The organism is Mycolicibacterium flavescens (assembly GCF_001722335.1).
Taxonomy (GTDB): Bacteria; Actinomycetota; Actinomycetes; order Mycobacteriales; family Mycobacteriaceae; genus Mycobacterium; species Mycobacterium flavescens.
Window position 1 is genome coordinate 122,295 of sequence record NZ_MIHA01000013.1, and the last position, 18,742, is coordinate 141,036.

Here is an 18,742-nt window from a genome sequence, read left to right on the forward strand (position 1 = left end):
GATCAGGTCGCCGCGATGGTCGACCACACCCTGCTCAAACCGGAGGCCACCGCCGCCGACGTGACCGCACTCGCCGAGGAGGCCGCGGCACTCGGGGTCTACGCGATCTGCGTGTCGCCGTCGATGCTGGCCGTCGCCAAACGAGCCGGGTCCTCGGCCCAGAAGCTTTGTGCCGTCGTGGGTTTCCCGTCGGGCAAACACCTGCCGGCGATCAAGGCGGAGGAGGCGCGGCTCGCGGTGGCCGACGGCGCCGACGAGATCGACATGGTGATCGACGTCGGGGCCGGATTGGCGGGCGACTTCGCCGCCATCGGCACGGAGGTGGCCGCGGTCCGGTCGGCGATCGGTGACCGCAGGGTGCTGAAAGTCATCGTTGAATCGGCGGCGCTATTGCTCCTCGGCGACGAGCAGACGTTGCTGGACGTAAGTCGGGCGGCGGCAGGCGCGGGCGCCGACTTCATCAAGACCTCGACGGGCTTTCACCCAGCGGGCGGAGCGTCGGTGCGCGCGGTCGAGTTGATGGCCACAGTCGGGCCGCAGGTCAAGGCCAGTGGCGGTATCCGAACCGCCGCCGACGCCGCCGCGATGTTGTCGGCGGGCGCGCACCGTCTGGGCCTGTCCGGGACCCGCGCCGTGCTCGACGGCCTGTCCGGATAGCCCCGCACTATAAATTGACGCACGTTTCGTAAATTTGCTGTAGGCTGGCGGGCGACTTTCGTAGAGGTCGCCTGCCGGCGCTTCCGTCGCCGCTGAAACCATAGATAGGATCTGATCATGATGACCAAGACGGGTTTGCTTCGACGTGTTCCTCTAGTTGCCGGTGTGGCCGCGGTCCTGGTGCTCGGCGCCGCCGCCTGCTCCAGCGAAGAGGAACAGGCCCCCGAGACGTCGACCACCACCACGACGACGACCACCGGTCCGGCGGCCACCCCCACCGAGAAGGCCCCGCGGATCAACCCGAACGAGCCCAACCCGTTCTCGCCGACGCATCTTGCCCCGCCTGCACCGACGGCCACGCCCGGCCATAAGTAGTCGCCGACATCGGCTCACGGCGCTCGCCGCCGTAGTCCTGCTCGCCTGCTCGGCGTTCAGCGCCGCGTGCACGCCGCAGCACCGGGCGGTCATCGCCGGCCCGGTCGCGGCGCTGCTCGCGGACTCCACCGACCTCGGCCCTTCCGCATCCGGGGACGTGCAGCTGACAGTCACCCTCGCCGACGCCTCAGGTGCCCAGACCCTGACGACGTGGGCCGCCGCCCGCGGACTCTGGGTGCGGTGGCGGGCCGGCAACGAATGGGCGGTTGTCGAAGGCGCGGCCGCCGACGTGGCCCGCGTCTTCGACGTCCCGGTGCACGACTACCGCGCACCGCAGGGCCGTGTCTTCTACGCCTCACCCGAACAACCCGACACCCCAACGGAATTGCGCGGTACGGTCACGGCCGTCGGCCGGATCATGAGCTTCACCCCGTACCGGACGAAGTCGCCCGGGTTCTTTCCGCTCGACGTTCCCAAGGGCGGTCTGACCCCGCAGGGACTCGTCGACGCCTACAACGCGACACCACTGATCGACGCCGGGTTCACCGGCCAGGGCGCGACGATCGTCTTCTTCGCGTTCGACAGCGCCGATCAGGCCGACCTCGACATGTTCGCCGACACGTCGGGGCTGCCACGATTCACCCCCGAGATCGTCGGCGGCCAACCCGCCGAGCAGCACGGTGAGACGGCGATGGATCTCCAAGTGGCACATGCCATTGCGCCCGACGCACGGCTGGTGGTCGTCAACGCCCGCCCGACGGTCGAAGGCGACGGCCCCTACGAGAAGTTGGGCGCGCTGTTCGAGTCGGTAAACCGCGACTACCCCGGCGCGGTGTGGAGCCTGTCGATCGGATGGGGGTGCGAGGCGTTCGTCACCGCCGCCGACCTCGCTCCGGTGGAGGCCGCGCTGGCCGCCGCGCAGCGACGCGGCACCTCGGTGTTCGACGCCAGCGGGGACACCGCGGGACTGGAATGCAAAGGCGGCGAACAGTGGTCGGCACCGCCGGGACCCGACGACGTCGGCCTGGACGCGGTGGCGTCGCTGCCGGCGATCACGTCGGTCGGCGGCACCACATTGTCGACCGGTAAGAACGGGCAGTGGCTGGCCGAGCACGCCTGGGTGGATTCTCCTCTGTCGCAGGGGACCAGCGGCGGGGTATCCAAACTGTACGAACGGCCGCCGTGGCAGAAGCGGCTGACCGTGGCTCGGGACACGCAGGGCCGACGGTTGGCGCCGGACGTGTCCGCGGTGGCCGATCCGTTCACCGGCGTGCGGTTCATCTTCGGCCAGCGCGAGATGATGGGCGGCGGCACCTCGCAGTCGGCGCCGATCTGGGCCGGGCTGACCGTGCTGATGAACCAGTACCTGATGGCCAACGGCGGCCACCAACTCGGCAACATCAACCCGCTGCTCTACCGGGTGGCGGCCGGTTCGCGGCTGCCCGGGTTCCGCGACGTGCGCCGCGGCGGCAACGCCGTCGACATGGCGGAGGCCGGCTATGACCTCGCCACCGGTCTGGGCACGCCGAACACCTACAACCTGGCGCAGAACTTCCTCGACCTGCAGCGGGCGGGGGTGCGGTGAGCCTGGCCGCCCCCGATCGGTCGATCCCGTTGCCCGGCAATCTCTTCCCGCACGTCCGCTCCCGCGCACCGTTCCTGGTGGCGCTGGGTCTGCTCGCGGCGATGCTGTGCGCAGGCGGCCTGCTGCGGTGGCAGGCGGCGATGATCTCGGTCGCCGCGCTCGGGTTCGCGCTGGTGTTCGCGCTGTCCCTGTGGACCTTCGCGTCGGAGCGGCGGGTGCTGGCCTGGTGCGCCGCGCTGGCCGTCGCGCTCGGTGCCGGGTGGGCACTCGTCACCGGCACGCTGGTCGCGCTGTCACACGACGTCGCGCTCAACGCGCCCGGCACGGACGACGAGCGGTTGCTCACCGGCATCGGGGTCCCGGCCGGCAGCGCGCTGCTGATGGTGGTGCCTGCGGTGGTGTTCGGTCGCCGGATGCGGGAGCCGTTGCGCGGCTATGTGATCGGGGCGTGGGGTGCGGTCGTGTTCACCGCCGCCGCCACGCTGGCCCGGCTGGCGCCGCAGTTCGCGACCGGCGTCACCACCGAGGAGCGGCCGGTCGCCGTGCTGCTGGTGCAGGCCGGCATCCAGGGCCTCGCGCTGCCGGTGACCGCGGCGGCGCTCGGCGGGATGGTGGGGATCACGGTCGTTCTGGGTCGCAGGGCGGCGGTCATCGCGAGTGTGCTTGTCGCGCTGGCGATCTACACGATCATGGGCGTGACGGAGTTCCTGCCGATGCTGCACGGTCTGCACCTGGCGGTGCACGTCGTGCTCGCGGCGATCGCGCTGTGGGCGCTCGGCGTCGCACAGCGCGCCGTGGTCTCCGATCCGGCCGCGGCGACCGTGCGTCCCGTGCGGGTGCTGGCGACGTTCACCGTCGGTGCCGCGGTCGTCGCGGCGGCCGGGTCTGCGGTGGCGCTGCTGATCACCCCCGACCTCGGCCGGATCGAGTGCCCGCCGGACTGCGGTCGCCCGCCGATCGGCGAGCCGATCGAGTCGAACCCGCGCTTCTACGCCGAGGACGGGGCGTTCTCGGTGCAGTACCCGGGTGCGGGCAGCGCCTACGAGGCCACCATGCACCCCGACGGCGTCGAGTTGGATTTCGTCGGCGGCGACACCGGCACGCTGGAACTGTTCGGGCTGCCCGCCGAGAACCGCACCGCCGAGCAGGTCGCCGAGGACCTGATCGACCAGTACTATCCCGAGGCCACAACCGAATACGAGATCCCCAACGCGATGGTGGGGTACGAACCGGGCTATGGCGTCGTCGCCGACGACTACCCGCAGGACGCCAACGGAACCTTCACCCGGCTGCGGCTGATCGTGGTGGTCGCGGTGCGCAACGACTACGCGTTGGTGGCCGCGGCGATCGGGCCGTACCGGGAATTCACCCAGGACTTCGGCACCGGGCACCCGTCGGGGGCCAACCTTCAGCTCGCCATGGATATGGGCAAGTACGTCAACAGTTTCCGCTGGGGCGGCACCGGCGACTGACGGTCACAGTCCCGCGAAGCACGGGTCCTGCTGACCCTTCGGGATGTCGGCGTTGGTGGTCGAGAACCGGCTCTCCACACCGGAATCGGTGACTTTGACCGAATCGGCCTTGATGTTCATCGGGTAGTTCTTGGTCAGCTGGCTGGTGAACGCGTCCAACGCCGGCTGGACCGCTTCGCGCGGCAACGTGAAACCCAGCCCGGTCAGTTCGACAACCTGCAGGGAGATCCCGTCGTCGACGACCGCGGGTTTGGCCTTGATCGCGCCGAGCGGTCCCTGAAGTTCCACCGTGCCTTCGGACGGGTTGGTCTTCACACCGTTGACGAACGCGCCGATGAGCGGGATCGAGTCGGAGATCGTCTGCTGAATGCCCGCCGAGGACCACGTGATGTTGGCGACCAGCGAGCCGATCGAACCGCTGGCGTTGGCGGAGTCCTCCAGCCGCACATCGTCGATCTCGAGGTTGACCTTCATGCCCTTGGCGTTGCGGATCTGGTTTCCCGCGGTCTCGACGCGGATGTTGGTGTAGTGCCCGCTCATGTGCTGGAGCAGGAACGGCGGCATCACCCCGAACGAGGCGCTGGCCTCGTCCTCGACCACACACGAGACGGATTGGGCGACGACGGTGTCGGCGCGGTTGCGCGCATACAGCTCGCCGCCCAGCAGACCGGCCAGCGCCAGCGCCACCACGATCACGAACACCAGCACGATCGACAGCGGGTCGCGCAGCAGGTTGCCCAGCCGGGATCCGGAGGGCTCCGCTGAACCCTGCGGGGGAGGCCCCTGGTGCGGTGGTGGCCCCTGCTGCGGTGGTGGTCCCTGGGGAGGGGGAGGTCCCTGCGGTGGTGGTCCCTGCGGGGGCGGACCCTGCTGCGGTGGCGGACCGGGTGGGAACTGGCCCTCCGGCGGAGGTGGTGGCTGGTTCGGGCGGGCCCAGGGGTCGGTCACGCCCGCGATTCTGCCTTACCCCGACGGGTGAACGCCGCGCGGTTGTTCATCACCGCGACGGTCTCGCGGGCCTTGCGCCCGGCCTCCAGGTCCAGATCGGCCACCAGCAGCTGCGGGTCGGCGCCCGCCGCGTCGACTACCTCGCCCAGCGGTGAGGCGACCAGGCTGCCGCCCACTCCCGTCGGCCCCAGGGCCGCGATGTCGGGTTCGGGGTGACCCTGGTCGACCGCCGCGACGTAGCCGGTGGTGTCGATCGCGCGGGCCCTGGCCAGCAGCGTCCACTGGTCGAGCTTGCCCGGACCGCTGCCCCACGAGGCGTGCACGGTGATCAGCTGGGCCCCGCGTTCGGCCAGCTCGACGTACAGCTCGGGGAAGCGCACGTCGTAGCACAGCGTCAGGCCGACCCGGACCCCGTCAACGTCGATGACCACCGGCTCCAGGCCCGGCGCGACAGTTTTGGACTCCTTGAACCCGAACGCGTCGTAGAGGTGGATCTTCTCGTAGTGCGCGTCGATATAGCCGTCGGTGCTCGGACCGGTCGCGATCAGCGTGTTGAGGACCCGGCCGTCGTCCGACGGCACGAACATGCCCGCGACGACGACCACGCCCGCGCGTTCGGCGATGGCCCGCACCTCGGTGGCCCACGGCCCGTCGAGCGGTTCGGCGACCGGTGCGAGCGGAACCCCGAACCGGCACATCGTGGCCTCCGGGAACAGCACCATCCGCGCGCCGGCGTCGGCGGCGCGGCGGGTGTAGTCCTCGACCAGCGCCAGGTTGGCGGTCGGCTCGTCGCTGCTGAGGATCTGCGCCAGGGCAATCCGCATGCGGCCAGCTTATCGACGAACGCGAACTCAGACCGGAGCCACAGCCGACCACGGCACGGTGAGCACACCGTCGCGCATCCGACGGCGCGCAGGGGTCACCGGATAACCGTTGTCGCGCAACAGCTCCAGCATCGCGCGCCAACGCACCCGCGGACCGAAGACGCCGTGACCGGCGACGCTGGCCCAGGCGCGGTCGGCCGCCGCCAGCAGGGCGTGCACGGGTTGCCCGTCGACGTTGTGGTGGATCAGCACCTTGGGTAGGCGCTCGGCCAGGTCGGAGGGTCGCTCGATGGCGAACGGGTCGCAGGCCAGGGTCAGGCTGATCGGTCCGGCGGCGTCGAGCAGCAGCCAGCAGCAGCGCCGACCGACCTCGTCGCAGGTGCCGTCGACGATCAGCCCGCCGGGGGACAACTGGCGTTGCATCACCGACCAGGCGCCGGCGACGTCCTCGACGGGGTACTGGCGCAACACGTTGAACGCGCGCACCAGAACCGGGCGCATCCCGGCCAGTTCGAAGCCGCCGAGACCGAATTGCACATCGGAACGTGCGGCCGCGCGCGCGGACTGCACCCGCGCGGGGTCGATCTCGAGGCCGACGACGCGGACGTCGTTGCGCACCACCCGCAGGCGCGCGGCCAGTTCGAGTGTCGTGACCGGAAGTGCGCCGTAGCCCAGGTCGACGACGAGCGGGTCGGCGGCCGAGACCAGGGCGGCTCGCACGCGCGGCGCGTGCACCAGCCAGCGATCGCTGCGGCGCAGCCGGTTGTAGCCGGTGGTGCCCCGGGTCAGCTGACCGATGGGCCCGCTCATGGTTCGAGTTTAGGGCCGGTGAACCCGCCGCTGCGCCACGCGACCGCAGTGTGTCGGCTGGTGAAAGTAGATTGCACTCTCGTTTGGCAATGGTGTTGCCCGCAAATCGTTGTGCGACGGCGGGGTTCGTTTGGTCTAGTGGGGTGACTATGAAGGTCTGCCCGGCCGCTCGGCACAGGGGTCGAGCGCGCAGTCGAACGGAGCGGATCGACCTGGCGCGCGCCGAGGTGAGCGCGGCGCGAGAGGACAGTCTGCTCAATCCTGTTGACCACGAATGGGATTCGTGGTTCATGACGGAGCTGGTGCGTTCGGTCTTCCACTACTACGCGTGCGCCCGGCGCGCGACGGGTGAGCTCGGCGCGAAATAGCTCAGCGCCGCGCGATCCAGTGCGCGGTGAACTCCTGCTCGGCGTCGAACAGGCCCTTGACGTGGTGCAGCATCAGGTCCTCGAGCGGGCCGCCGAGCAGCGGGATCGACACCTTGCACACGCTGGCCAGCAGCAACCGGCTGCCCCCGCCGTTCGCGGTCAGCGTGTAGGTGCCACCGAAGCGGCCCGGCCCGCGCGGGATCGACGCGGCGTAGGTGCCCGCGGCGCGGCGGTCGGCGGGCTCGTAGGGGTCGAAGTGCTGAGTACGCGTGATCACCATGTCGGCGGGAATGACCTTGCGCGCGATCGCCGGTAGCTCGCTGCGGGGAATCACCTGGACGAACTCGATGTCGGTGCCGTGGTCGTCGGCGTGGAACCGGGTGACCTCGGAACGGCTGTAGCGCCGGTACATCCCCATCAGCGCGTCCCAGTACTGCTCGCTGGTGAAGTCCTCGTAGATCCGCTCCGGCGGCGCCTCGAACTCGAGGGTGTAGTCCAATCGCCGTGACACGGTGCCAGTTTACTTGTGGATCAACCGTTCTCGGCGATCCACTCCGTGGTGAAGCGTTGTTCGGCGATCAGCAGATCGACCAGCTGACCGCCGATGAAGTTCTCGATCTTGCCGCCGACCAGCGGAACCCGCACCTCCACCTCGACCGTCAGCTCCAGGCGCGCCCCGTCGGCGGTGGGCGCCAGCCGCCCGTTCCCGGTCAGGCTGGCCGGGGCGCCCGGGATCGACCCCTTCACCAGCGCGGTGGCCTGCCCGTCGCGCACCGGGGTCCAGGCCTCCTCGCGCAGGAAGTCCAGGTCGCCACGGTGGAACTGGGTCACCACGGCGGGCAACCGGTCGGCGCGCAACGTCTGGCGGGTCACCACGTCGACGCCGCCGTCGCCGTCGACGGCCATCGAGTCCAGCGAGTAGTCGTCGGCGCCGGAGTCGGTGAGCCGCGCCAACCAGTAGCGTTCGTCGCGGAATGCCCGGTGCACCTGTTCGACGGTTCCCCCGTACTCGGCGGCCATGTCGAATGAGCGCGGCATAGCTGGCACGCTACCGTTACCCGCCGTGGTCACTTCGCAGCTAGGGGGTGCCTCCGTCGAGGAGGCGGTGCCGCTGGCGCCGTTGACCACGCTGCGTATCGGGCCGGTCGCGCGCCGGCTGATCACCTGCGACACCACCCGCAAACTGGTCGACGTGCTGCGCGCGCTCGGCCCCGACGACCGTTCGCTGGTGCTGGCCGGCGGTTCAAACGTCGTGCTGTCCGACGAGCTGAACGACCTGACCGTCGTGCACGTCGCCAACACCGAGATCACCGTCGACGGCGCCGTGGTGCGCGCCGAGGCCGGCGCGGTGTGGGACGACGTCGTGGTCACCTCGCTCGCGCACGGGCTCGGCGGGCTGGAGTGCCTGTCCGGCATCCCCGGATCCGCCGGCGCGACGCCGGTGCAGAACGTCGGCGCGTACGGCGCCGAGGTCGCCGACACGATCGCGCGGGTGCGCCTGCTGGACCGCCGCACCGGCGAAGACCGCTGGGTGGACCCGCGCGAGCTGCAGTTCGGCTACCGCACCAGTGTCCTCAAGCACTCCTCGGACGCCGTCGTGCTGGAGGTCGAGTTCGCGCTCGACCCCGACGGCCGCAGCGCGCCGCTGCGCTACCGCGAACTGGCCGCCGCGCTGGACGCCGAGCCGGGGTCGCGTGCCGACCCGCTGGCCGTGCGCGCCGCGGTTCTCGAACTGCGGACGGGCAAGGGCATGGTCGTCGACCCCGACCCGGCCCACCCGGACCACGACACCTGGAGCGTCGGGTCGTTCTTCACCAACCCCGTCGTCGCACCCGAGACCTTCGAGCGGCTGCAGGGCTCGGTGGACCGCCCGGTACCGAACTATCCGGCCCCCGACGGCGTCAAACTGGCCGCGGGCTGGCTGGTCGAGAACGCCGGCTTCGGCAAGGGCTACCCCGGCGATGGGGTCGCCGCGAGGCTGTCCACCAAGCACGCGCTGGCGCTGACCAACCGCGGCACCGCCACCACCGCCGACGTGATCGCGCTGGCCAGGACCGTACGCGACGGTGTCCGAACAAGATTCGGGATCGAACTCACACCCGAGCCCGCCCTGATCGGGTGTTCGCTGTAGGTACGCTGGATCCACGTGAGCACTGCGGACCCCTTGCCGTCGTTCAATCGGCGGCGCGCCCTGACCGCGCTGGCGGTCGGGGTCGTCGCGCCCGGGGCGTTGGCCGCGTGCATGACCAAGTCGGAATCGCCCGCCGCGCAGGAGGAAGAGGCGCAGGCCGCCCCCGAGGTGACGTTCACCCCCGCTGCCGCGGCGGCTGACGTCCCGCCGACCGCGCCGGTGCGCGTCGAGGTCGCCGACGGCTGGTTCCAGAAGGTCGCGTTGACCAACCCCGACGGCAAGGTCGTCGCCGGTTCGCTCAACCGCGACCGCAACGAGTTCACGGTGAGCGAACCGCTCGGCTACGGCGTCACCTACACCTGGAGCGGGTCGGTCGTCGGTAAGGACGGCAAGGCCGCACCCGTCGAGGGCTCGTTCAGCACGATCAACCCGAGCAAGCAGGTCAGCGGCAGGTTCCAGCTGGCCGACGGTCAGGTCGTCGGGGTCGCCGCGCCGATCATCATCCAGTTCGACTCCTCGATCAGCGACAAGGCGTCGGTGGAGAAGGCGTTGACGGTCACCACCGATCCGCCGGTGGAAGGCAGCTGGGCGTGGCTGCCCGACGAGGTCGGCGGCTCGCGCGTGCACTACCGGACCCGCGACTACTACCCGGCCGGCACCAAGGTGCACGTCGACGCGAAGTTCTACGGGGTGCCGTTCGGCGACGGCGCCTACGGCGCGCAGGACGCGACGCTGACCTTCGAGATCGGTCGGCGGCAGGTCGTCAGGGCCGACGCGCCGTCGCACCGCATCCAGGTGCTCGACGGCGCGGGCGCGGTGATCATGGACTTCCCGTGCAGCTACGGCGAGGGCGACCTGGACCGCAACGTCACCCGCAGCGGCATCCACGTCGTCACCGAGAAGTACGAGGACTTCTACATGACCAACCCGGCGGCCGGCTACGCCAACGTGCGTGAGCGGTTCGCGGTGCGGATCTCCAACAACGGCGAGTTCATCCACGCCAACCCGGCCAGCCTGGGTTCGCAGGGCAGCGCCAACGTCACCAACGGCTGTATCAACCTGTCGGAGTCCGACGCGCAGCAGTACTTCAACAGCGCCATCTACGGCGATCCCGTCGAGGTCACCGGCACCCGCATCCAGTTGTCCTACGCCGACGGCGACATCTGGGACTGGGCGGTGCCGTGGGAGGAGTGGAAGGCGATGTCGGCGCTGTCGGACGCCAACGCCCCGGACATGCCGAGCACCGCGCCGGCGACGCCGTCGGGCGCACCGGAACCGGCCGGCGACCGCCCCGGCCGCTAGCAGTCCGCGCCGAGCGGCCAGTTATCCGACGCTTCGCAGGCGCGACCGCGCGTTAAGTGGCCACTCGCGGACCCAACGCCCCGGCGAACTCAAGTCCGGTTGAAGCGCGAGCCGCTGGCCCCGCTGACCTGATCGCGCGGACGGACCACGATCAGGTCCAGGTCGACGTGCGACGGCCGGCTGGCGACGAACCCGATGATGTCGGCGATGTCCTCGGCGACCAGCGGAGTGACCCCCTCGTACACCTTCGCGGCGCGTTCCTCGTCGCCCTCGAAGCGGTTGAGCGAGAAGTCGGTCTTCACCATGCCGGGCGCAACCTCGGTGAGCCGCACCGGTTTTCCGAGCAGCTCACTGCGCAGCGTCCGGTGCAGGACACCCTGGGCGTGCTTGGCCGAGGTGTAGCCGCCGCCGTTGTCGTAGATCTCCACCGCGGCGATCGACGTCACGGTGACGATCAACCCGTCGCCGGAGTCGATCAGCTTCGGCAGCAGCGCCCGGGTCACCAGCAGCGTGCTCAGCACGTTGGACTCCCACATCCAGCGCCAGTGGTCGATGTCGGCCTCCGCCACCGGGTCCAGTCCGCGGGCACCGCCTGCGTTGTTGACCAGCACATCGACGCGGTCCAATTGCTCGGCCAGCGCCGACACGGCCTCGGTGGAAGTGACGTCCGCCACAATCGCGGTGCCGCCGATCTCGTCGGCCAGCGCCCGGATCAGGCCTTCCCGGCGGGCCACGCAGACCACATGAAAGCCTTGTGCGGCAAGGGTTCTCGCCGTCGCCTCACCGATGCCGGCACTGGCACCGGTGACGACGGCGACGCGGCGGTCGGTCTGAGAAGTCGTCATCTGTCCAACTCTAGATGCCGTGCTAAATTCGCTTCGTGTTGTCCAGCCAGTCCTGTACGCGGTGTGCGTGTTGTTGTCGCGCACCCCGCCGCGCCTGACTGACCCCGGACCCGCTGTCCTGCTGAGTCGCCAGGTGTGGCCTCAAAGCCCACCGGCCGACTTCACCCCTAGGACAAGCACATGCGCACTTCTGCCACCCTCCCCGTCAAACCCGTCAAGCCTGTCGCGCGCACCAAGCGGGTGCTGTCGGCGGCACCGAACCCCGCCGGGCGCTACCCGCACACTCGGGCCCGCATCGTCGCGCCGGCGCTGAAGGTCGCCGACGCGGCCGCCGCCTCGGTGTTCAGCGCCGCGCGCCAGCGCGGGCCGATCGCCCGCGACGTCATCGCCCAGGTCAGCGGCCTGAGCATCGCGACCGTGAACCGGCAGGTCACCGCGCTGCTGGACGCCGGTGTGCTGCGTGAACGCGCCGACCTGGCGGTCTCCGGGGCGATCGGCAGACCCCGCGTCCCGGTCGAGGTGAACCACGAACCGTTCCTGACGTTGGGCATCCACATCGGCGCCCGCACGACGAGCATCGTCGCCACCGACCTGTTCGGCCGCACCCTCGACGTCGTCGAGACCCCGACACCGCGCGGATCCCAAGGCGCCGCGCTGGAGTCGCTGGCCAACAGCGCCCGCCGGTACCTCAGCCGCTGGCACCGCAGGCGTCCGCTGTGGGTGGGCATCGCCGCCGGCGGCGTCGTCGACAGCGCCACCGGGCACCTCGATCACCCGCGGCTCGGCTGGTCGGACGCCCCTGTCGGGCCGGTGCTCGTCGAGGCGCTGGGCCTGCCCGTCTCGATCGCCTCCCACGTCGACGCGATGGCCGGCGCCGAACTGCTGCTCGGTGGCCGCCGTCAACAGCGGGCCGGGGCCGACGCCGCCACGATCCTGTACTTCTACGCCCGCGAGACGGTCGGCTACGCACTGTCGATCGGCGGGCGGGTGCACTCACCGGCCAGCGGACCCGGCACCATCGCCGCCCTGCCCGCTCACTCCGAAATCCTCGGCGGCACCGGCCAATTGGAGTCCACCGTCAGCGACGAGGCGGTGCTGGTCGCGGCCCGCAGGCGGCGGATCGTGCCGGCCGACGGCCCCGGGTCGACGATGCAGGCGCTGCTGAAGGTGGCCCGCGGCGGCAGCGCGCCCGCGCAGGAACTGCTCGCCGAACGCGCGCGGGTGCTCGGCGAGGCCGTGGCGCTGCTGCGCGACATGCTCAACCCCGACGACCTGGTGGTCGGCGGGCAGGCGTTCACCGAGTACCCCGAGGGCATGGCGGTCGTCGAGGAGGCGTTCGCGCGGCGGTCGGTGATGCCGGCCCGCGAGATCCGGCTCACCGCGTTCGGCAACCGCGTGCAGGAAGCCGGCGCCGGGGTGGTGTCGCTCGGCGGCCTCTACGCCGACCCGATCGGCGCGATGCGTCGGGCCCAGCCCCGCCTGCCCGAAGCCAGCGCCTGACCGACGCCGAGTGTGAACCCACGGCGGAATCCGGCCCGGATTTTCGCCATGACTTCACAGTCGGCGTCGCGAAACGCCCCGCACCGGCACACCGCACGTGCAGGCAATCCGCCGCTGCGGTGTAGACATGTCTGTGTGCGCCTAGCAACGGATGTGTCCCGTTCGGATGCTGCCGGACTGCCGGTTCCCCGCCGCGTCGCGGTGCTGTCGGTGCACACCTCGCCGCTGGCCCAGCCCGGCACCGGCGATGCCGGCGGAATGAACGTCTACGTGCTGCAGAGCGCGCTGAAGATGGCCCGCCGCGGCGTCGAGGTCGAGATCTTCACCCGAGCGACATCGTCGAGCGACCAGCCGCTGGTCCGGGTGGCGCCGGGCGTGCTGGTGCGCAACGTCGTGGCCGGCCCGTTCGAGGGGCTCGACAAGTACGACCTGCCGACCCAGCTGTGCGCGTTCACCGCCGGGGTGCTGCGGGCCGAGGCGACCCACGAGCCCGGCTACTACGACATCGTGCACTCGCACTACTGGCTGTCCGGTCAGGTCGGCTGGCTGGCGCGCGACCGCTGGGCGGTGCCGCTGGTGCACACCGCCCACACGTTGGCCGCGGTCAAGAACGCTGCGCTGGCCGACGGTGACGCACCGGAGCCGGCGCTGCGCGCGGTCGGCGAGCAGCAGGTCGTCGACGAGGCCGACCGGCTGATCGTCAACACCGAACACGAAGCGCAGCAACTCGTTTCGCTGCACAACGCTGACCCCGCGCGCATCGACGTCGTCCATCCCGGCGTCGACCTCGAGACGTTCACCCCCGGCGACCGCGGTGCCGCGCGGGCCGCGCTGGGCCTCGACCCCGATGAGCAGATCGTCGCGTTCGTCGGGCGCATCCAGCCGCTCAAGGCCCCCGACGTCGCGCTGCGCGCCGCGGCCAAACTGCCCGGGGTCCGCGTGCTGGTGGCCGGCGGCCCGTCGGGCAGCGGCCTGCAGGCCCCCGACGGGCTGGTTCGGCTGGCCGCCGATCTGGGTATCTCCGACCGCGTGACGTTCCTGCCTCCGCAGTCGCGTGAGCAACTGGTCAACGTGTACCGGGCCGCCGACCTGGTCGCGGTGCCGAGCTACTCCGAATCGTTCGGGCTGGTCGCGGTCGAGGCCCAGGCCTGCGGCACCCCGGTGGCGGCCGCGGCCGTCGGCGGCCTGCCGGTCGCGGTGCGCGACGGGGAGACCGGGCTGCTGGTCGACGGCCACGACGACGGCGACTGGGCCCACGCGATCGGCGACCTGCTGCGGCGCGCCGACGGTATGCGCGCCGCCGCGGCCGCGCACGCGGCGACGTTCTCGTGGGAGCACACCGTCGACGCGCTGCTGGCCGGCTACGGGCGCGCGATCGCCGACTACCGCGCCCGCCACCAACCCGCCGCGCGCCGCACCGGCCGGCGATTCGCCCGGCGCAGGGGAGTGCGCGCATGACCGACGCGGTCAAGATCATCGAGGACGCCTGCCGGGACAACGACCTGGTCTGCAGCCGGCACGAAGGCGCGCACGGCGGCCTGCCCGGGATCATCGTCGAACTGCCCGGCGAGCGGCGACTGAAGACCAACACGATCCTGTCGGTCGGGGAGCATTCGGTGCGCGTCGAGGCGTTCGTGTGCCGCAAACCCGACGAGAACCACGAGGGCGTCTACCGGTTCCTGCTCAAGCGCAACCGCCGCCTCTACGGCGTCGCCTACACCCTCGACAACGTCGGCGACATCTACCTGGTCGGCCGGATGTCGCTGGAATCGGTGACCCACGACGAGGTCGACCGCATCCTGGGCCAGGTGCTCGAAGCCGTCGACAGCGACTTCAACACGTTGTTGGAGTTGGGTTTTCGCTCGTCGATCCAGAAAGAGTGGGAGTGGCGGGTCTCGCGCGGCGAGTCGCTGAAGAACCTGCAGGCGTTCGCGCACCTGATTGAGGAAGACGACGACTGACCCGCCCAAACCTACGTTCTGGCGGGTTTTTCCGACCGAAGACCGCCATTTCGTCAACCTCGGGACGGGCCGAGGTCGATCCGTCCGCCGTGAGAGGATTCCACCATGTCTGATTCTCGGGGTGACTGCACGCTGATCCTGCTCCGCCACGGCGAGAGCGAGTGGAACTCGAAGAACCTCTTCACCGGCTGGGTCGATGTCGACCTCACCGACAAGGGACGCGCCGAGGCGATCCGCGCCGGCGAACTGATCAAAGAGCTCGACCGCCAACCCGACGTGCTCTACACCTCGCTGCTGCGCCGCGCGATCACGACGGCCAACCTCGCGCTGGACAAGGCCGACCGGCACTGGATCCCGGTGCACCGCGACTGGCGCCTCAACGAGCGGCACTACGGCGCACTGCAGGGGCTCGACAAGGCCGAGACCAAAGAGAAGTACGGCGACGAGCAGTTCATGGCGTGGCGGCGCAGCTATGACACCCCGCCGCCGCCGATCGAGCCGGGCAGCACCTACAGCGAGGACGGCGACCCGCGCTACGCCGACCTGCCCGGCGGCCCACCGCGCACCGAATGCCTCAAGGACGTCGTCGAACGGTTCGTGCCGTACTACACCTCCACGATCGAACCGGACCTGCGCGCGGGTAAGACCGTGCTGATCGCCGCGCACGGCAACTCGCTGCGCGCCCTGGTCAAGCACCTCGACGGAATGTCCGACGAGGACGTCGTCGGGCTCAACATCCCGACCGGGATCCCGCTGCGCTACGACCTGGACTCCGATCTCAAACCGAAGATCATCGGCGGCACCTACCTGGACCCGGAGGCCGCGGCCGCGGGCGCGGCGGCGGTCGCGTCGCAGGGCGCAAAGTAGTTCGGCCGTGCCCGCGCGCGGCAAACAATCGGTGAACACCGGTCGAACACCTGCGATTGGGTGTGTGACTTGTGCCGATTTGGCTGCACGCTGCTGGGATGACGTTCACCGAATGCGTACGCTTTTCGCGTGAGTGTCGTTTCGGCACTGCTGCTCGCAGCAGGCGTCGCGCTGGCCGCCCTGGTGGCCGGTGCGGCGCTCGGAGCCCGGTTCGCGCCGCGGATGCGGCAACGCCGGCAGCGCCGGACCACCGCGCAGACCGGCATCACGGTCTCGCAGATGCTCTCCCACATCGCGTCCCGCTCGCCGACGGGCATCGTGGTGGTCGACCACTTCCGTGACGTCGTCTACGCCAACGACCAGGCCCGTGCGCTGGGGCTGGTCCGCGACCGGCTCCTCGACGACCGGGCCTGGCAGGCCGCCGAACGCACCCTCGCCACCGGCGAGCCCACCGACGTCGACCTCGAAGCCGGTAAGCGGGCCCACCCCGGCCGGTCCGGGCTGTCGATCCGCGGCCATGTGCAACTGCTGACCGAGAAGGACCGCCGCTTCGCCGTGGTCTACGTGCACGACCAGTCCGAACACGCCCGCATGGAGGCCACCCGCCGCGATTTCGTGGCCAACGTCAGCCACGAGCTCAAGACGCCGGTCGGGGCGATGGGGGTGCTGGCCGAGGCGCTGCTGGCCTCCGCCGACGACCCCGACACCGCGCGCCGGTTCGCCGAGAAGATGCTCGCCGAGTCCAGGCGCCTGGCCGACATGGTCGGCGAGTTGATCGACCTGTCCCGGCTGCAGGGCGCCGAGCGGCTGCCCGACCTGACCGCCGTCGACGTCGACACCGTCGTCTACGAGGCGCTGTCGCGGCACAAGGTGTCCGCCGACAACGCCGACATCGCGATCAACACCGACGCGCCGACCGGTTTCCGGGTGCTCGGCGATCAGACGCTGCTGGTGACCGCCCTCGCGAACCTGGTGTCCAATGCGATCGCGTACTCGCCGCACGGCTCCTCGGTGTCGATCAGCAGGCGCCGGCGCGGCGACAACATCGAGATCGCGGTCACCGACCGCGGTATCGGCATCGCCCGCGAGGATCAGGAGCGGGTGTTCGAACGCTTCTTCCGCGTCGACAAGGCGAGATCCCGGGCCACCGGCGGCACCGGGCTGGGGTTGGCGATCGTCAAGCACGTCGCGGCCAACCACAACGGAACCATCCGGCTGTGGAGTCAGCCGGGAACGGGATCGACGTTCACGCTGTCGATCCCGGCCTACCCCCATGGCGAGGACGACATGAAATCGCCTGAACGAGAGGATCAGCGAGACCAATGACCAGTGTGTTGATCGTGGAGGACGAGGAGTCCTTGGCCGATCCCCTGGCCTTTCTGCTCCGCAAGGAGGGCTTCGAGGCCACGGTGGTGGCCGACGGGCCTTCTGCGCTGGCCGAATTCGAACGCGCCGGGGCCGACATCGTGCTGCTGGACCTGATGCTGCCGGGGATGAGCGGAACCGACGTGTGCAAGCAGTTGCGGATGCGCTCGAGCGTGCCGGTGATCATGGTGACCGCGCGTGACAGCGAGATCGACAAGGTGGTCGGGCTCGAACTCGGCGCCGACGACTATGTCACCAAACCGTATTCGGCGCGCGAGTTGATCGCGCGCATCCGTGCGGTGCTGCGCCGCGGCGCCGACGCCGACGACCTCGCCGTCAGCGACGGTGTGCTCGAGGCCGGGCCGGTCCGCATGGACGTCGAGCGTCATGTGGTGTCGGTCAACGGTGAGCCGGTCACGTTGCCGCTCAAGGAATTCGACCTGCTCGAGTACCTGATGCGCAACAGCGGCCGGGTGCTGACCCGCGGCCAGCTGATCGACCGGGTCTGGGGCGCGGACTACGTCGGCGACACGAAAACCCTTGATGTGCACGTGAAGCGGTTGCGCAGCAAGATCGAAGCCGACCCCGCCAACCCGGTGCACCTGGTCACCGTCCGAGGGCTGGGGTACAAGCTCGAAGGCTAGCCGGTGGTGCCGCCCATGATCTCGAACACGTCGAAGGTGTTGACACCGGCGATGACCGACGGGTCACGCTCGCCGATCGCCAGCACCTCGCCGCGGTCGCGGGCCCGCAGCACGCCCAGTCCCCACACGCCTTCGGGGTCGGCGACGGGGCCGTAGACCGCGACCCGGCCCTCGGCCAGCAGCGCCTGCCAGTACTCCTGGTGCTCGGCCATGGCGCGCTGCTCGTCGGCGGTCATGGTCTGCGCGAAATCGGCCCGCGGCGGGTTGAGCCGGAAGTAGTACAGGTTCATTCGGCCAGCCGGGTCGCCGGGTGCACCGCGATCAGCCCTAAAGCGCTGCGCCGCTTGCACATCGCGGCAAGTTCGGCGTAGGCCTTCTCGCCGAGCAGTTCGGTCAGTTCGGGGCCGTAGGACTGCCACACCGGCTTGGCGCCGACGTGCGCGTTGGGGTCGCCCGTGCAGTACCAGTGCAGGTCCAGGCCGCCTTCGCCCCAGCCGCGGCGGTCGTACTCGCCGATCCAGGTCTTGAGGATCTCGCTGCCGTCGGGCCGCTCCACCCACTCCTGGGTGCGCCGGATCGGCAGCTGCCAGCAGACCTCGGGCTTCATGGTCAACGGTTCGACGCCGAGCTTGAGCGCCTTGCTGTGCAGTGCGCAGCCGATCCCGCCCGGGAAGCCGGGCCGGTTCAGAAAGATGCAGGCGCCCTTGTACTTCCGGGTCCGCAGGTTGGGCTTGTCGTCGTACTCGTCCATCTCGAGGTAGCCCTTCTTGCCGAGCCCCTTCTCGCGGAACTGCCAGTCCTCGTCGGTCAGCATCTTGACCGCGTCGTCGAGGTGGGCGATGTCGTCGTCGTCGGACATGAACGCGCCGTGCGAGCAGCAACCGTCGTCGGGCCGGTCCTCCACGGTGCCCTTGCACGCCGGGGTACCGAACACACACGTCCAGCGCGAAAGCAGCCACGTCATGTCGGCGGCGATCAGATGCTCGGGATTGTCCGGGTCGTAGAACTCCACCCATTCACGAGCGAAATCGAGATCAACCTCTCCAGGGTGTGATGCGCTCACATTTTCCAACGGTAGACCGTTTAAG

20 protein-coding genes are annotated in these 18,742 nt (G+C 70.1%); 12 read left to right on the top strand and 8 right to left on the bottom strand.

The features are described from left to right. Positions 1-15: 15 nt before the first annotated feature. The 4 genes from deoC (at position 16) to BHQ18_RS18130 (ending at position 4,089) form a co-directional block, all read left to right on the top strand. On the top strand, positions 16-657 hold the full coding sequence (deoC, locus tag BHQ18_RS18115; RefSeq protein WP_069415088.1) for a deoxyribose-phosphate aldolase: 642 nt from the start codon (positions 16-18) through the stop codon (positions 655-657). Positions 658-774: 117 nt separating this feature from the next. Further along, positions 775-1,032, top strand: a complete 258-nt coding sequence (locus tag BHQ18_RS18120; protein ID WP_084294130.1) for a hypothetical protein — start codon at positions 775-777, stop codon at positions 1,030-1,032. Further along, positions 1,001-2,617 (top strand): S53 family peptidase, encoded by a 1,617-nt coding sequence (locus BHQ18_RS18125; RefSeq protein ID WP_372516668.1) that lies wholly within the window; start codon positions 1,001-1,003, stop codon positions 2,615-2,617. Before BHQ18_RS18120 ends, BHQ18_RS18125 begins: the two co-directional genes overlap by 32 nt. Continuing rightward, a complete protein-coding gene (locus BHQ18_RS18130) occupies positions 2,614-4,089 on the top strand; it encodes a hypothetical protein (protein WP_069415022.1) in 1,476 nt (491 codons plus the stop codon). Before BHQ18_RS18125 ends, BHQ18_RS18130 begins: the two co-directional genes overlap by 4 nt. A 3-nt stretch (positions 4,090-4,092) precedes the next feature. Here BHQ18_RS18130 and BHQ18_RS18135 read toward each other — a convergent pair whose 3' ends face one another. From BHQ18_RS18135 to BHQ18_RS18155, 5 genes are all read right to left on the bottom strand, one after another. Further along, positions 4,093-5,037: an LmeA family phospholipid-binding protein gene (locus BHQ18_RS18135; protein ID WP_069415023.1), complete on the bottom strand. Its 945-nt coding sequence runs from the start codon at positions 5,035-5,037 to the stop codon at positions 4,093-4,095. Then, the gene (locus BHQ18_RS18140; protein ID WP_069415024.1) at positions 5,034-5,861 is read right to left on the bottom strand and encodes a carbon-nitrogen hydrolase family protein; all 828 of its coding nucleotides are present in this window, start codon (positions 5,859-5,861) and stop codon (positions 5,034-5,036) included. Before BHQ18_RS18140 ends, BHQ18_RS18135 begins: the two co-directional genes overlap by 4 nt. 27 nt (positions 5,862-5,888) lie before the next feature. Further along, positions 5,889-6,671 carry a methylase gene (locus BHQ18_RS18145; RefSeq protein ID WP_069415025.1) on the bottom strand — a complete coding sequence of 261 codons (783 nt, stop codon included), beginning with the start codon at positions 6,669-6,671 and terminating at the stop codon, positions 5,889-5,891. Positions 6,672-7,040: 369 nt separating this feature from the next. Beyond that, positions 7,041-7,550 carry a DUF2505 domain-containing protein gene (locus tag BHQ18_RS18150; RefSeq protein WP_069415026.1) on the bottom strand — a complete coding sequence of 170 codons (510 nt, stop codon included), beginning with the start codon at positions 7,548-7,550 and terminating at the stop codon, positions 7,041-7,043. A 20-nt stretch (positions 7,551-7,570) separates the two neighbouring features. Next, a complete protein-coding gene (locus BHQ18_RS18155; RefSeq protein ID WP_069415027.1) occupies positions 7,571-8,077 on the bottom strand; it encodes a DUF2505 domain-containing protein in 507 nt (168 codons plus the stop codon). Here BHQ18_RS18155 and BHQ18_RS18160 point away from each other — a divergent pair. Continuing rightward, positions 8,058-9,170, top strand: coding sequence for a UDP-N-acetylmuramate dehydrogenase (locus BHQ18_RS18160; RefSeq protein WP_276046160.1), 1,113 nt, complete (start codon positions 8,058-8,060; stop codon positions 9,168-9,170). The genes BHQ18_RS18155 and BHQ18_RS18160 overlap by 20 nt on opposite strands. A gap of 15 nt (positions 9,171-9,185) precedes the next feature. Next, positions 9,186-10,472: a L,D-transpeptidase gene (locus BHQ18_RS18165; RefSeq protein ID WP_069415029.1), complete on the top strand. Its 1,287-nt coding sequence runs from the start codon at positions 9,186-9,188 to the stop codon at positions 10,470-10,472. Positions 10,473-10,561: 89 nt separating this feature from the next. Here BHQ18_RS18165 and BHQ18_RS18170 read toward each other — a convergent pair whose 3' ends face one another. Then, entirely contained in the window at positions 10,562-11,317 is a 756-nt protein-coding gene (locus BHQ18_RS18170; protein WP_069415030.1) for an SDR family oxidoreductase, read from the bottom strand. A 180-nt stretch (positions 11,318-11,497) separates the two neighbouring features. On the opposite strand from BHQ18_RS18170, the gene BHQ18_RS18175 reads away from it, so the two are divergent. From BHQ18_RS18175 to regX, 6 genes are all read left to right on the top strand, one after another. Beyond that, positions 11,498-12,817 (top strand): ROK family protein, encoded by a 1,320-nt coding sequence (locus tag BHQ18_RS18175; RefSeq protein WP_069415031.1) that lies wholly within the window; start codon positions 11,498-11,500, stop codon positions 12,815-12,817. Between the two features lie 135 nt (positions 12,818-12,952). After that, positions 12,953-14,275, top strand: a complete 1,323-nt coding sequence (gene mshA, locus BHQ18_RS18180) for a D-inositol-3-phosphate glycosyltransferase (RefSeq protein WP_069415032.1) — start codon at positions 12,953-12,955, stop codon at positions 14,273-14,275. Then, entirely contained in the window at positions 14,272-14,778 is a 507-nt protein-coding gene (locus BHQ18_RS18185; protein ID WP_205866135.1) for a type III secretion system chaperone family protein, read from the top strand. Before mshA ends, BHQ18_RS18185 begins: the two co-directional genes overlap by 4 nt. Before the next feature lie 105 nt (positions 14,779-14,883). Next, the gene (locus BHQ18_RS18190; protein ID WP_069415033.1) at positions 14,884-15,645 is read left to right on the top strand and encodes a phosphoglyceromutase; all 762 of its coding nucleotides are present in this window, start codon (positions 14,884-14,886) and stop codon (positions 15,643-15,645) included. A 129-nt stretch (positions 15,646-15,774) separates the two neighbouring features. Further along, positions 15,775-16,971 (top strand): sensor histidine kinase, encoded by a 1,197-nt coding sequence (locus BHQ18_RS18195; RefSeq protein WP_069415034.1) that lies wholly within the window; start codon positions 15,775-15,777, stop codon positions 16,969-16,971. Next, positions 16,968-17,654 (top strand): two-component sensory transduction protein RegX, encoded by a 687-nt coding sequence (gene regX, locus BHQ18_RS18200; protein WP_069415035.1) that lies wholly within the window; start codon positions 16,968-16,970, stop codon positions 17,652-17,654. Before BHQ18_RS18195 ends, regX begins: the two co-directional genes overlap by 4 nt. Here the strand turns inward: regX and BHQ18_RS18205 are convergent. Both BHQ18_RS18205 and BHQ18_RS18210 read right to left on the bottom strand, forming a co-directional pair. After that, positions 17,651-17,944, bottom strand: coding sequence for a YciI family protein (locus BHQ18_RS18205; RefSeq protein WP_205866136.1), 294 nt, complete (start codon positions 17,942-17,944; stop codon positions 17,651-17,653). The genes regX and BHQ18_RS18205 overlap by 4 nt on opposite strands. After that, positions 17,941-18,726: a DUF3109 family protein gene (locus tag BHQ18_RS18210; protein WP_084294132.1), complete on the bottom strand. Its 786-nt coding sequence runs from the start codon at positions 18,724-18,726 to the stop codon at positions 17,941-17,943. The genes BHQ18_RS18205 and BHQ18_RS18210 overlap by 4 nt, the downstream gene beginning before the upstream one ends. Between the last annotated feature and the right edge of the window lie 16 nt (positions 18,727-18,742).

Coding starts and splice junctions, on each gene's coding strand:
- BHQ18_RS18145 (WP_069415025.1), bottom strand. CDS start 6,671: ATGAGCGGGCCCATCGGTCAGCTGACCCGGGGCACCACCGGCTACAAC.
- BHQ18_RS18175 (WP_069415031.1), top strand. CDS start 11,498: ATGCGCACTTCTGCCACCCTCCCCGTCAAACCCGTCAAGCCTGTCGCG.
- BHQ18_RS18190 (WP_069415033.1), top strand. CDS start 14,884: ATGTCTGATTCTCGGGGTGACTGCACGCTGATCCTGCTCCGCCACGGC.
- BHQ18_RS18160 (WP_276046160.1), top strand. CDS start 8,058: ATGTCGAATGAGCGCGGCATAGCTGGCACGCTACCGTTACCCGCCGTG.
- BHQ18_RS18185 (WP_205866135.1), top strand. CDS start 14,272: ATGACCGACGCGGTCAAGATCATCGAGGACGCCTGCCGGGACAACGAC.
- BHQ18_RS18155 (WP_069415027.1), bottom strand. CDS start 8,077: ATGCCGCGCTCATTCGACATGGCCGCCGAGTACGGGGGAACCGTCGAA.
- deoC (WP_069415088.1), top strand. CDS start 16: ATGGTCGACCACACCCTGCTCAAACCGGAGGCCACCGCCGCCGACGTG.
- BHQ18_RS18205 (WP_205866136.1), bottom strand. CDS start 17,944: ATGAACCTGTACTACTTCCGGCTCAACCCGCCGCGGGCCGATTTCGCG.
- BHQ18_RS18140 (WP_069415024.1), bottom strand. CDS start 5,861: ATGCGGATTGCCCTGGCGCAGATCCTCAGCAGCGACGAGCCGACCGCC.
- regX (WP_069415035.1), top strand. CDS start 16,968: ATGACCAGTGTGTTGATCGTGGAGGACGAGGAGTCCTTGGCCGATCCC.
- BHQ18_RS18120 (WP_084294130.1), top strand. CDS start 775: ATGATGACCAAGACGGGTTTGCTTCGACGTGTTCCTCTAGTTGCCGGT.
- BHQ18_RS18170 (WP_069415030.1), bottom strand. CDS start 11,317: ATGACGACTTCTCAGACCGACCGCCGCGTCGCCGTCGTCACCGGTGCC.